Raw genomic sequence first — 14,531 nt, 5'->3', positions numbered from 1 at the left:
ATAATTATTAGTAATTCTGGGTTAAGGTCTCATTAAATTGTGTTGCACTTTGAGGAAAAGGGAATATGTACAACTTAGAATCAGTCGGTAAAGTATATGTTTTGCCGTTTACTGTTCTTGTAATAGTTTGCTGGTACTTACCTTCCCTGTTCCACCTTTTGATATTGATAAAATTCCTGATCGTAAAAATAAATTCTACCCTTGAGGTTTTTTGTAGATAAGCCATCGCCTGTGCTTCTGTAGTAGCATAAAGCGTAGTATAATTAGCAGGATCTATACGACGCACACGAATTTTGTTCAGCTCAATCATGCCTTCATCAATTTTATTTGTTCTGATCAGGCACTCAGCTTTCATCAAAATCAAATCGGAAGTTGTCATTCCGGCAGAGTTTCCCTGATAATTAATTGCCAGCCAGGCGGGACTGTCAGGCAAACCGACAAACAACTGACCATACTGGTAATTGTATGTTTCAGTCCGGTCTTTAATGATGTTCCCGGTTTCGTAATTTGTCAATACCTCTGGTGATGCGGTTAGAATGGATGGATCAATGCTACTTCCATAGGCATATAACACATTATCTGAAGCACTAACACCAACTCGATTAAGAGAGCGGGCAGCTATAGGATTTATGGCTAGCAAAGGTCGGTGGTCTTCCAATGTACTATTGTATTTCAAAGCTTCATTTGCTGCATCAAGGGCAGCTGAATAGTTCCTCATAGATAGCAGGACCTGTGCTTTTACACCGTAAGCAAAGCCTTTTGCAATACGCATACTATTCTTTGGTGTGTTGAGCAGCGCTCCAGAAGAAATTCCAGCATCAAGATCACTTAATAGGTTGTCGTAAACTTCTTTTACGGTCTTCTTCTCATTAATTCTATCAAAATTAATATCTGTTACATAAGGTATACCCCCATCACTTGCCGCTGTTGCCGGATCATATGCTTTAGCATATATATTGACCAGTCGGTAATGTAAAAATGCCCTTAAAATATAAGCTTCTGCTTTCAACTGTTTGATCAGCTGAGCATCTCCAGTTGCCTGATCTCCCATGATGATGACAATGTTTGCTACTTTTGAGATGGTTCCATAAAGCCCCTCGTAGATATCATCAGTGGCAGCCAGACTTGCTCTATCTCCAGTCTCATCGTAAGTCAGCAGAATTTTACTCATGCGCTGGACTCCAGAAATCACATTTGGTACATTATCAGCGAGCAGATAATTATCGTTGATCAGCATAGTCTGCCTGATGTAATCATAAGCCGATCCGGAATAATTGATATTCATCAACAGATCGAGGTCATTTATACGGTTCAGTAAATTTTGTCCCTTAGGGGTGATATCTGTATATTTTGCACACCCAGACAACAAGGCCATGATGATCACGGCTACAAAGGATAATATTTTTTTCATGTTCATCATCATTAAAAATTAGCATTGAGACCTAAAACAAAAGAAGTTGGAATCCTTGCCCCAGCCGTCTCCGCATCGATACGGATGTCCTTCTGCTTATACCACGCAATGTTTGGATTGTCAATCTGCAAACGTAATCGTAGGTTAGAAGCTTTAATTTTCGACGCCATTTCGCGAGGGATTGCATAACCTAAGACAATGTTCCTGATTTTGAAAAAATCCGCCCTGCGTACCAGGTTATCAGATAAGTAGTATTGATTATTAAGCGGAACCTGGTAAAATTGACCACTAGCAGGTACATCTGTATTGGTATTGGTTGGTGACCATCCATCTAAAACGTAAGAAGGGGTTTGATTGTAGCCCGGACCAGGATATCCAATTGGCACCTGCCTTGCTCTAAAATAATTCCCTCCCTGGTAAATTGCAAAAACACTCAGGGTAAAACCTTTATAACTAAAATCATTATTGACTGAAAGGTTATACTTAGGGTCTTCATTTCCCATATAGGCTATAGCATCTGCATCACTTGGTCCAAGTGTGCCAGTTGTTGGCTGGCCAGCTGCATTAAAGAATTGAGGTACACCTGTAGCACTCAAACCAGCGAACCGGAATGCAAAAATGGATGCAACAGGGTAACCTACTTTGAAGGAACCGCCGGCGGCCAAAGTGAAGGGATCTTTTGTTAGTTCGTCAACGCTAGTTACCTTATTGTTGTTCAAAGACCCCGTAACATTTGAAGACCATCCAAATCCATCACGAATTTCAGGCCTGAACCAATCATATGCTAAGCTCAATTCCAAACCTTTATTCACCATACTTGCATTATTAATGGTCATTTCAGTAAACCCTTCAGAGGGATCCATACGTTTAAATGCAAACAAATCAGTCCCCACACGTCTGTACCCGTCAATTGCTCCTCTCAAGCGATTTTCAAGAAGGGAAAAATCGGTTCCAATATTAATCGTTGCAGTTTTTTCCCAACGCAGTTGCGGATTAGGTGGATTTGATACATTTGCATTTGGCAATTGGGTGATAGGATTGGTTGATGTTGTGGCAGCAAGAAATGCAGTAACATTCCTTGTATTTCCGGTGAACCCATAGGAAGCTCTTAATTTCAGATAGTTGATGGCCTTAATATCTTTCAGAAAGCCCTCTTTCGAGGCTATCCATGAAGCACCGGCAGACCACAGTGGCCTTCCCCGATATTTTTCATCACCTCCAAACAAATCAGCATAATCTTTTCTTGCAGAGCCAAAAATGTTGTACTTATGATCATAGGTATAAGTAATGTTTGCATATCCAGAACCATATCGGTGTTTTGTTTCATCTGGGTTTATTGAAGATGTGGAATTTGAAATTTGATCGAAAGAGATCTGATTGAAATGGTATTGACGGGTCGGATAGTTTACGTCCCAGATCGCTCCTTTGTTGATCGCATATAATGATTCATAATTGACCATATTTGTTCCTGTCTGCAATTGGTCTTCATAGCCTAACAAAATCCCTCTTGTTCCAGTGTGGACTAATGTCTGACGAAACTCGCTACCAATCAGCGCAATTACCCCATGCTTTCCGAACGTTTTATTGTAATTGGCCTGTACTCTTGCGGTATAATTTGTGCCTCTAAGCTGAGAAGTTCCCAGTTTACCTCCTTGTGGCAGTAGATTATCATACACATAATTCCCCGCTGTACCTGTACGGGTAGTATATGCATTTTGGATAATTCGCATCGTATAACTCTCTGGTTCTGAATAAGTCGACGATGTGCTGCGGCCATCTTCCACCTGAAACATAGGTGATATGGTAAAGCCTTGAAAAGGTTTAATGTTCAGGTTTACATAATACCTTGTATTTAACGTCGAGTTAGTATTGAAATCGCGTTCCAGCTCATCCAGGTGATTAAACATAAATGAGGCTAAGGCAGGATTTCGTTCTTTGTTAATCTCATTATAACCATTAAAACGGCTGGTATAATAATAGGCTCTTGAACCATCATCATTCAACAGCTTATAATAAGCAGGCACGTTACTCGGATCATTCGCCCACTCACTGTTATGTGTTCTTATTTTTCCAATAATACTATTTATCCCATAATCCAGATCTAACCATTTCCCAACGTTATAGGTTCCTTTGTAAAAGAGATTCAGTGTTTTATTAAAGGAATTGATGAGTGCCAGATTACTCCCGGTAGTAACACCACCTGTTGTGTTATTGTTACCCCCATTATTAAAAGTCGTGTAATTTACAACCAGGCTATTTTGATTTTTTCCATTATTGGTCCTTAACGCAAAATTATACTGTTGTGTAAGTCCGGTTTGAATAGCGTTATCTTTATATTGAGCAAGAAAATCGTTTTTCTTCAGATTATTCAACACCTCATCAACCTGAGCCTGGTTAATCGTTCCTTTTTTTTGCTGATAATAAGCGTATGCAATAGGGGTAATGAAATTCGATGTGGAGATTCTGCTTTCGAAATCGCCGATAGGGTCGTCTACAGTCGCCCCTCCGTTTCCGCCACCATTGAACCACCATTTATAATAATTGCTTTCATAATCAACCTGCTGAGCCGGGCTCATCCAGTTTTGATAGCTATAATCCGGTTTTTCAGTAATACTGACGTTACCGGAAACTTCCACCACCGTCTTACCAACTTCTTTGGCTCTTTTTGTGGTGATGACAATTACCCCATTAGAAGCCCTGGCACCATAAATTGCAGCAGCGGCAGCATCTTTAAGTACGCTCACACTCTCCACATCGTATGGGTTAATTTGATTGATCCCCCCTTCTATCGGCAGTCCGTCCACTACATAAAGAATTCCACGCATGCTATCATCTAAAGTACTTACACCTCTGATCGTTGTACGTAGACGAGTTTGTACAAGTCCAGGGATTAAGCCCTCAAGGTTCTGCATAATATTGGTACTGTTTCTTTTTTCAAGTTCAGCACTCCCAACTGTGGTTACTGAACCCGTTATTTTCTCCCTACTCAGCTTTTGATACCCTGTGTTTACTATACTTACTTCTGCTAAGCTTGCGGCAGTAGGTTTTAAATTAATTCCTAAAACGCCTTTACGAAGCAATTCTTCAGTAAGCGTAACCTCAAAATTTTCATAACCAACATACGATACCTGCAATACTTCTCCAGGCACAACACCCTGAAGAATAAAGGCCCCGCGTCCATTTGACTTTACACTTCTGTCTTGACCTTTTAATTTGACATTTGCTCCTGGCAAGGGAAGTCCTTTCTCGTCGAGCACAATGCCATTGATATCCTGCGCAGTAAATTCGCTGATTATTTTTTTCAGAAGTGAAGGTGATTTCTTCGCTAAAACAATGACCTTATCTCTTATTTCAAATGAGAGATTTTGTCCATCCAGAATTAGGGACAAGGCATTTTCCAGATCCATATTCCTTATCTCCAAACTCACTTTTTTATTGAAGTCAATAAGTTTTGAATCATAAACGAAGTCGTATCCTGTCTGTAACCTTATTTTTTTGAAGGTAGATTCCAACATAGCGTTCTTTTCATTCAATGAGACCTTTTGAGCAAACCCGACAGCAGAAACCTGCATTAGGGAGGCAATGAGAATAATTATGACTAGTTTCATAATTAGTAATAGTTTTTGAGGTAGACACAGCGGTGCCCTACCTTGGTTAAAAGCATATAATTCCATACTTTTGAATGGTTTGAGTTGATACTTGTTGTAGACTAAACATTTATTTTCCCGACTTTTCGGGACGGTCGCTCAAGCTTTGCCGGGAAGTGTTGACAGCACTTTTCGGCTCTTTTTCAACGACCTACTCTGCTTTTAACTTCTTTGTCGTAAATGTCTTTTCATGTTGTGGTTTGGTTTAGGTGTATTTAATATTTAATTCCCGAGTTGATTCTTTTTTATTGTGGCATCGCAGTAACATTACGTCCATCTATTTTAAAGCGCATTTTTCCAGCTGCTCCTAGCGTTTCCAGTACAATAGAAATTGGTTTAGTACGAGATATAATACCGCTTATGGTTATTGATTTTAACCGGGGATCACTGTATTCTACCTCGATGTTATACCATCTTGCAATTTGTTTCATGACATTCTCCATAGCCGTTTCTCTGAAATAAAAATCATTGTTCTTCCAGGCTAGTTCCAAATCTATATCCGCTGGCATAACATCCCATTTACCATCACTATTGATAGCCAGTTCCCCTGGTTTAAGTATATACTTATTATTTATCAGCACACTTCCTTCTATTAAAGTAGTTTTTGTAGCGCGCTCATTACCATAGCTATTTATATTAAAATGAGTCCCTAAAACTTTAACATCCTGATGATTCGATTTTATTATAAAAGGATGATTTTTATCCTTCGAGATCTCGAAGTAGGCCTCGCCAGAAAGTTCAACCCGTCTTTCTTTTAAATGAGAAAAAGATGAGGGATACTTTATGGAAGATCCTGCATTTAAAAAAACTTTAGAATTGTCAGGCAGGATGATCTGACTCTGTTGACCGTTGCTCGTCTCTAAGGTATTGTATTCGGTAACATCACCATATGAAGACTTCACCTTGTAAACAATCATCCCATTATCGGTTTTGGTAATCGTGATATCGGGGTCGTCAACTAACAGTCCAACCGATGCCTCAGAAATAGCTATCTTTTTTCCATTTCCCAATGTTAAAGTAGCCCCGTCTTTACCCGCAGGAATGTCTCTTGTGTAGGAAACCAGATTTGTTCCCCCTAAACTTGAACTGGTATAGTAATAAAGACCAGCTGCGAATATAATTGTGGCAACTGCAGCAGCGGCATAATTCCGAAACCACCTGAAATGATTGGGTCTGCTACTCCGATTGATTACTTCCCACATCTCGGATTCAGCCTTAAAAAATTCATCATCCGTTAAACCGGTAGAACTATCCGAATTGAACTTATGGATATACATAAGCGCCTGTTGCTCTTCTTTGGCATTAAAGCTCTCTAACGCTAGTTTATCCAATAAATCATTAATTTGACGATTATCCATCTTGTGTAGTCAGTTGTTTGATAATTTACCTGTTATATGGCATAGACAACTCAGAGGGCAGGATCAACCACAAGCATTTACTTTTTTTTTAAAAAAACTTAATTCAATGAATAAAAGTCATCTCTGTAGGATGTGAATGACAAAAATTAACAAACCCAGCTTATTCTTCAAATGCGCAGAAGCGCGCTGTAGCTGGGTAGCGACAGTATTCTCGGATATGTTCAATTCTGTTGCGATCTGTTTTACTGACAAGTATTGCTTATATTTCAAACCATAAATCTCTCGCATCCGTGGTGGCATAGCAGCAATTTCCTTTTCTACCAGGGCTGCAATATCCTTTTCCCGGATAAGAAAATCAGTTTCGACAGAATCCACATCAAGTTGCAACGCCTGGCTAAGTACATGATGCCGGATTACTCGTTTGTGTTTCCAAATATTGAGTATTTTGTTTAGAACGGATTTATAGAGAAATCCAGACAGGTAGGTTTTTAGAATGAAATGCTCCCGATTTTCCCAAAGCCCAATAAAAACTTCCTGAATCACATCCTTCGCCTCATCTTTTACTTGTAACCTCTTGAACGCGTAGGCAAACAGCAGGCCGTTATAACGATTATAGATCTCTTTAAAAGCATTTTGATTACTGTCTTTCAATAAATCAACAAGCGCTTTATCTATATGTTCGGTATAACTTGGCATCTGTAATTTTTCTTCTAAGTCAGATTGGTGTACGCTTTAATAAAATCTATTTTTTTATTAAAGTTCGCGCTAAAGCTACAAAAAAAGCAATTCAAACTATTTCATGAAGAAAAGCTACCGCCTGATGCATTTTTAAGAATACACAGATCTTAGATGATCAGCATTGAATACATTACGTCTGTAACTCACTATTTTTTTTTGTTACTTACAATGTTATTTGTAACCAACCTCGCAATAACCACGGCAGGATATAGGATACCAACTGCAGAGAGCAAAACTGAAAGCATACGTGAGGCCATTCCATCGGGGTAAATATCGCCATAGCCCACAGTAGTTAACGATACCAGGCTATAATAAACATAAGCGGCATAATCCGTATCGTTATTTTGCAAACTAATATTACCAGCTATTGATTTACCGGTTTGAATTTTTAAAATCTCAAAAGCAAAGGCACCCATTAAGGCAAATAAGAGGTAGACATTTACGGCTCCTATTACTCTAAAAATATTGCGTTCTGCATTTCGAAATAATAATCTAACATTAATAAAAATGAACAAACTCATATTAATAAGCCCAACTAAACGCTCTATCAAATAGTATTCTTTGGGCGTATCGTCAAATCTAATCATCAGCAAAATCAAATGCGCTAAGAACAGAAATGATGATAAATATATATTCCACTTGTCTTCGCTTGAAAAAATCCCAATAAAGTAGAGCGCCAGGAATAAAATATTTAAAAACAAGATGTCTACTACAGCTCCCTCTAACAAAATTGGCATAATGAATACCATAAAAAAGAGCATTACCAATAATGTGATAAAGCTGGTATCTGAGTGCCAATAATCCTTTACTTTATTGATGATCCGTTTCAATGGCAGTATAATTTAGATTAAATGAACTTAATTTTTTGTATCTCCATTAAAAGGCACCATTAAAGATACAAAAAATCTTGAAGCCAACTTATACGCTTTTAAGTCATCAATAATTACAACAGCATTGGTAAAATAATAAAACAACTGGTATCCGTAATAATGATATTAAGGAAAACTTCCCGGACTCATATAATTTAAATCATTGTTGGACTCATTAGCAATAAGTCACTTACTCAGCATTATTATGTGGTAATTACCATCGGTTATTTCCCGATACAAAATAAACTAACCACTGACTATCAATCGTTTACACAAAAACAAACACTCGAAAAGTACGTAAATTAGAAATACATAAATTACTGATTATCAGTATTTTGTAATATTTTTCCATCACTTTTCTAATTTAATATATAACATTGATATTCAGTTTTTTAAGTGAATTTAAAAATACAAATCTATCATACTTAACCTCAATATATTTTAGCCCCAGGCATCTTGTCTCAAAAAAAAATTATACTGATTTCACAGCAGCATTTATTAAAGAGGTTAAAGCCGATAAATTTGATTTCCTTGAAATAGTAGACGAAACGAAAAGCCTCTTCCATATTAAAAGCCTTCCAGACTTGAAAACATTGTGGGAATTTGATATTTATTTTACACACTTGTTATGGGTGTGGAAGTATTTACCAAAAAAAATCGATTTCTAATATTTACCCAATTACTAACTAAGTTTATTTACTTACATAACTAATTACTTGACATTTCAATCATAGTTTTAATTTCAGGAATTGCTTCATCCAGGCCAATATATCCTATGTTTTTAAATCTTATTATTCCTTCTTTATCAATAACCAGCTTTGTGGGTAAACTGGATACTTTAAAAATTGAAGCCACAGGATTCCTACCTGACTCTTTATCTTTTAAGTCCATGAAAACATCGAATGAATACTTTTTGCTTGCAATAATTTTCTTAGCATCTTCAACAGCATTTAAATTTTTCTCTGCGGTATGGATGAACATAAATACTACAGAACTGTCGTTTTTATAATAATCTACAGCTTTCTGCATGCCAGGAAATGAGCCTACACAAGGAATACACCAGGTTGCCCAAAAATCCAGGAAAACAGTTTTTCCTCTCAGGCTTTTTAAAGAAACGCTCTTGCCGTTTACATCTTTAATTTCAAAGTCTGGGGCAGGTTCATTCACCTTCATTTTGACCACTCTTTCGCGCATACGCCTATCTTGATCCATTACTACAGAATCCATTAATACCCGAAACCGCTCTTCATTCCCATACTTCTTAATGAACAATTCTTTTGCAGCAGACTTAAATTCTTCATCATGATAACCAGGTTTACGGAGTAGTTTGTTCAGCTCATCAAAAGCGAGGATTGTATCACCGGAATGAATCAAAGCAAGTACATAAATTGAAGAACCCTCCCTTTTTTGTTTTTCGGTTACAGGAGTCAGGTAAACCAAAGCTTCTTTATATTTTCTTTGTTTGTAAAGGACAACTCCATACTGATAAGCAAATTGTTGTTTTTCGGCAGCAGAAAACAGGGCTCCGCCCCCCTTTAATTCTGGGGCATTAATAATGGGCTTAATTATCCCTTCTACATCTGCAAGGCGCCCCTTTTCGATGAGTGTTCTCACAATAGCCAGACAGGTTGAATTTTTCCATTCTTTTTCTTTAATTTGATTTGCCCAATACTGGGCTTTGGCCAGATTTCCTACTTCAGCAAATGTAATTGCAGTGTTCTGGGCACTGGCATCCAATAAGTTTTCGTTTTCAGTACTCAAAGGCTTAGCGAGCATCATGTTCAACATCAATTCCATTCGCAGAGGGTCTACCTCAGACTTAATGGAATTAAAAAGCCCGGTAAAGGAAGTATCCACAGCTAAGGACTGAGCAGTAGCATTTCCTGTCAATAGAAACACAGAACAGATGCTCATGATCAATAAATTAATTCTCTTCATTTTTTTAGTTTTAAACTGCTTAAGTGTTTTGAAATTCAGGGACCATTAACTTTTTAGCGCCTGTTTGATGAATTTTGAAATCACATCAACGGGCATAATAATCGTTGATGTTCTGCTGTGTCTGGCGATATTAATTCCATAAAACTGACCCTTTATATTGAATACCGGGCCCCCACATTTTTCAGGTACGATAGCCGCATCCTGAACTAGTACACGATTAAATCCATCCGATCTTGCACTTCTGCCACCTTCAAATTGACTGGCGACATGATTCTCGCCAGGGTAAGCGGGCAGGAACATTTTCAAATGAATTTCCTGACCATCCCTTATGGCATCGATAGAAATAGAATCTCCAGCAAGATATTTTGATAATTCGGCGCCATATTCCGCGGGTTTACTAATAGGTACACCATTCACACCGATCACCTGATCGTTAAGTTTAAGATTAACAGCCGCTGCGCTTCCCTCACTGATATCAGTAATGGTAATTTTCTTATTAATGAAATTTGCATTTGCTCCAAAATACCCTACACTAAAACGCATCAGCATATTGGTATAAACAGTACTCAATACACCCACTTTTTTAAGGCCGTTACCCAAAGAGGAAACTAGAAAATTTCCAAGATTTTCATTGCTCAACTCCAAAGGCTTTAAATCAGCTTTCAATCTTATGCCAGATGGTAATTTTTCTAGAACCTTAAGTAGAATCAGGTCATTCTCATTATCCCTACTGATTACAGTTAATGGAATCTTCTTTCCATGCAACATCACACCTGGTTGGTCTGCAACCATGGAGCTTTTACTGAGGATATAGGTATCATTTGTGGAAGCGAAATCGTAGGTGATGATGGTACCTAGAATATCAAGTTGCTCTTGCCCCCTACTACTATGAATAGCAAGTGTGCTTTTGCTAAATTGCCCGGGAATTTCCGCCAATTCTTGTATTGGCGGAATAGCTGAAATGCTTACTGCAGTTGGTATAGATATTATGGTATCTGCTTGAGGAAGCTCTTTATAGTTTTTGGCCACATTTAAGGCAGACCAGTATTTTCGGTATAGATCTACAGGAACTTCAAAATTAAAATCTTCATTAGCCTCCACCCAGCTGTGAAGCCCTATTACCCTACCGGTAGCATCGAAAACTGGGCCACCTGAATCTCCTGGTTCCATTTTACAGGTAGACACGAAATAGCCCTCAGTATAATCTACCTTAGACAACACACCAACTCGTACATTCGGTTGTTTGCGGTCGAAAGACCCGGGATAAGAAATACTGACGGCTGGTTGGTTGACTTTCATTTCAGTATTCCATGCCATTTTGGAAAAAGGCCATTTCCCTGGCTTTATGATCTTGATCATCGCTAAATCTAAATCACGACCCTCCTGAGCTACAGCTATACGACCTAATCCCTCAGCAAGGTGTGTAACACCATCCGGGAAGGTAATAAGATACACCTCCTTTGGCCTTGTGGCATGGGCTACAGTGAGGATATGCCCCTCGGCAGAAACCACAACTCCGCTAAACACAGAATTGTCGGCAACCTGCTTTAGGGTATCGTAAGCGGATATCAGTACACTCGACCGAAAGCCGGAGTCTATTACGTTTGTAATCAGTTTTTCAATTTTCCTAGTCTGAGTAACTTTCTGAGCATCAGCATCAGCCGAAAAAAAGCATAGTACAGCCAGAATTATAATTAATCGTTTCATATGATCTATCTGATTTGACTAACGTGACAATTCAATCATTGCTGAAAGTTCAGCAACAGCAACCTCATTCGTTCCGCCAAAGCCACTCATCTTAAATCGGATATGACCTTCAGTATCGATCACAAATTTTGCAGGAATTCCATCCACACCAAATAAAGAGACTGCAGGATTTTTTTCCGTTTTTACATCTCTTAAATCCATATAAAGTGGTAGATTAAATTTATTATCTGCAAGATATTTCATGGCATCAGCTTGTGGATTAGGCACTGATTCCCAGGTATGAATAAATAGAAATTTCACATTAGGATCATCCTTGTATTTATCAACTGCCATTTGCATAGCTGGTAATGACCGTTTGCAGGGACCACACCAGGTAGCCCAAAAATCAAGAACAATGGTTTTACCTTTAAAATCAGTTAATGAAACTATTTTACCATTTACATCTGTCACCTTGAAATTTGGGGAGCGCTCATTTACCATCTGTGAACGCATCTCATTTTTTAATTTCTCCTCCAATCTCCGGTTAATAGAAAGCAGATAAGCATCTGCATCTTTTCCAGGATTTAATTTTGCAAATGATTTTTTGAGTTCTTCCTTGAGCTTTGCATCAGCCAAACCCTCCGTTGTGGCCTTTTCCAACTCGGGAAACGCCGTTTGATAATCCCCTGATTTACTAAGCAGATAAAAGTAATAAGCACTCAGCTCAGGGCTCTTCTTTGTGGTATGCTCATAATACTCCTTGATGGCAGCAAAAGCTTTTTGATCTTCTCCCATTTTTGACAAAATCTGACTATGTATATTTAATAGCGTCATGCGGTCTTCATTTGTAAGACCTGCGGTAGCCATTTCTTGCACAACAATGGATTCCGCTACTTTTGGGTCAAAGTCCATTATCATCCCTGGAATAGTACCCATTGCTATAGAACGTGACCTGCCCTTTAGTACAGCTAGATATTGAGAGGCTTTCCCTGAGTTCTTAGCCTTGGCAAAATTATAGGCCAAAGCAAAATTCATCTGCTCGAAATTCCCTTTTGGAAAATCACTTTTTAATTTCCCCAGTAAGCGCTCCTGAACTGTCGGATCCTGCTCTGTTCCTACCGCTCTTAACTTTAAGCCCAGCGCAATCTGACCCTTTGGGAACTTCCTGATGGCCAGTTGCGCAATAGAATCGCTAGATTTTTTTGAACCCCTGTAATAGCTCAGTAACAACCCAAAATCAGCTTCAGAACCTGAGCCTAATGTCTTTAGCTTATGACGAAGCGTTAAAGGATCTTTGATATTCATTAATGAATCTAATGCAGGATTAGATCTTGATTGTTGACTATATGCTGTAAATCCTAATAAAAGGCTAGCAGTAGTGACCATTATTTTTTTCATTTGTTTATAAATTATTTTTCATTGATACAATAAAACCGCCCCAATATTTATTTCCTATAACTCAGTTGAACGATTTCTCCAAAACCTTCGAACTTTTTAACATAGGTATTGCCCACAAAATCCCCAACGTTGCTGAGGTCAAAATAAAACACCTCACCTACAGCACCTTTATTAACTGCGACAACGATACGCTTACTGGTGGAGCGCAACATTTTGATATCCTTGATGAGTACATCGGCAGGAAACGAATAAATTAATCGGGATAAATTGGCCGTGATGTCATATAAATAAATCTTATTTCCGGCCGAATAATAAAGCTGTTTTGTAACGCTGGATGTTGCGAAAGCATTAGCAATATTGATGTCCGGACTATTATTTATGAATTGATTTATTCCGGGAAGATCCCCTTCCAGTGAATACAGGTATCGGGCGCCTGCATTATTTTGCATCACAAAATATAATTCATCATCAAAAAACACACTCTGTACGCCATAATCACAAGCGATCATGGTCATGCCCACATCAGCCATATTAAAACTATGCTGAGACTCCGAAGTTGCAGCGGCAGGCCATATGGACCTGCCAAAAAACTCAGACTGCATAAACCGCTTGTTTTTGTTGTCATAAAAATACGTTGAATTTGAAGAGCTGGAAATGATGGCTGGAAACAAGGAATAATCTCCAGTAAATCTCTCAGAAAAAGGAGTCAATACCTGAGCAGGATAAAAAGCAGGGCCAATTCCTCCATAAAGACCGCCATCCATTACAATGTATTGGTCATAAGCCCCTTTATTAAGGCCATAAGCAGCAGTAGATACGACTGCTTTTCTTTCTGAAAAAATACTGCTGGCAGTACCATTTTCTATAAAATCATTTGCATTGAATCTGTATATACCCTGATCGGTAAAAAGTAGGGTTAAAGCGATATTACGATCAATGGCGGAATAGCTGGCAATGACCTTTCCCGGGTAGGTCTTATTGTTTATATTTTCTGCCGGTGATAGGAATAGAACATCATCTGTGCGTATAAATGACAACTTGGCCTGACCATCTTTATTGTTGGAAACCATCCATCCTTGATAAAATGCACCATTTACAATTAAGCCATACAGCTGGAATGATGATACCCCCGTCTTTTTACTTGTTACTTTGTAGCGTATAGAATAATTCCCCGGAGCCAGATTAATTTTGGATTTGAGATTTTTATCAACTGATAATAACGATGCTTTGTCATCAGCGCCCTGAAGATAAACGATCCATTCATAACTAAGCCCCTCTTCTGAAGGAATAGTTTCTGTGATTTGCGGGTTGATTTTTAATGAATCAAGCTGGGTAAGTACAAATGATGTTGCCGTTGTTGTGATGGAAACCTCATTTAATTTTTCGTATGTAAAATTTTGTTCGTCCTTTTGACATGCTGAACAGATCATCAGCACCAGGATCAAAAGGTTTCTAAAAATAGATTTATGCATAAACTTTATTCTAA

Annotated in this window: 9 protein-coding genes; all 9 read right to left on the bottom strand. The window is 38.4% G+C overall.

The window, feature by feature from the left end; genetic code table 11:
* Positions 1-7 precede the first annotated feature (7 nt).
* The gene (locus tag AAFF35_RS11350; protein WP_342332595.1) at positions 8-1,411 is read right to left on the bottom strand and encodes a RagB/SusD family nutrient uptake outer membrane protein; all 1,404 of its coding nucleotides are present in this window, start codon (positions 1,409-1,411) and stop codon (positions 8-10) included.
* Between the two features lie 11 nt (positions 1,412-1,422).
* Positions 1,423-5,019 carry a SusC/RagA family TonB-linked outer membrane protein gene (locus AAFF35_RS11345; RefSeq protein WP_342332593.1) on the bottom strand — a complete coding sequence of 1,199 codons (3,597 nt, stop codon included), beginning with the start codon at positions 5,017-5,019 and terminating at the stop codon, positions 1,423-1,425.
* A 284-nt stretch (positions 5,020-5,303) separates the two neighbouring features.
* Positions 5,304-6,416: a FecR family protein gene (locus AAFF35_RS11340; protein WP_342332592.1), complete on the bottom strand. Its 1,113-nt coding sequence runs from the start codon at positions 6,414-6,416 to the stop codon at positions 5,304-5,306.
* 117 nt (positions 6,417-6,533) lie between these two features.
* Positions 6,534-7,112, bottom strand: coding sequence for a sigma-70 family RNA polymerase sigma factor (locus AAFF35_RS11335; protein ID WP_342332591.1), 579 nt, complete (start codon positions 7,110-7,112; stop codon positions 6,534-6,536).
* Positions 7,113-7,300: 188 nt separating this feature from the next.
* Entirely contained in the window at positions 7,301-7,984 is a 684-nt protein-coding gene (locus AAFF35_RS11330; protein ID WP_342332590.1) for a potassium channel family protein, read from the bottom strand.
* 747 nt (positions 7,985-8,731) lie between these two features.
* Positions 8,732-9,820, bottom strand: coding sequence for a TlpA disulfide reductase family protein (locus AAFF35_RS11325; RefSeq protein ID WP_342332589.1), 1,089 nt, complete (start codon positions 9,818-9,820; stop codon positions 8,732-8,734).
* A gap of 186 nt (positions 9,821-10,006) precedes the next feature.
* Positions 10,007-11,668 carry a trypsin-like peptidase domain-containing protein gene (locus AAFF35_RS11320; RefSeq protein ID WP_342332588.1) on the bottom strand — a complete coding sequence of 554 codons (1,662 nt, stop codon included), beginning with the start codon at positions 11,666-11,668 and terminating at the stop codon, positions 10,007-10,009.
* An 18-nt stretch (positions 11,669-11,686) separates the two neighbouring features.
* On the bottom strand, positions 11,687-13,045 hold the full coding sequence (locus tag AAFF35_RS11315; RefSeq protein ID WP_342332587.1) for a TlpA disulfide reductase family protein: 1,359 nt from the start codon (positions 13,043-13,045) through the stop codon (positions 11,687-11,689).
* Positions 13,046-13,092: 47 nt separating this feature from the next.
* The gene (locus AAFF35_RS11310; RefSeq protein ID WP_342332586.1) at positions 13,093-14,517 is read right to left on the bottom strand and encodes a PKD-like family lipoprotein; all 1,425 of its coding nucleotides are present in this window, start codon (positions 14,515-14,517) and stop codon (positions 13,093-13,095) included.
* Positions 14,518-14,531 lie beyond the last annotated feature (14 nt).

Origin of the sequence: Pedobacter sp. FW305-3-2-15-E-R2A2 (genome assembly GCF_038446955.1) — a bacterium.
GTDB lineage: Bacteria > Bacteroidota > Bacteroidia > Sphingobacteriales > Sphingobacteriaceae > Pedobacter.
This window is presented reverse-complemented; position numbering and strand designations above follow the sequence as displayed.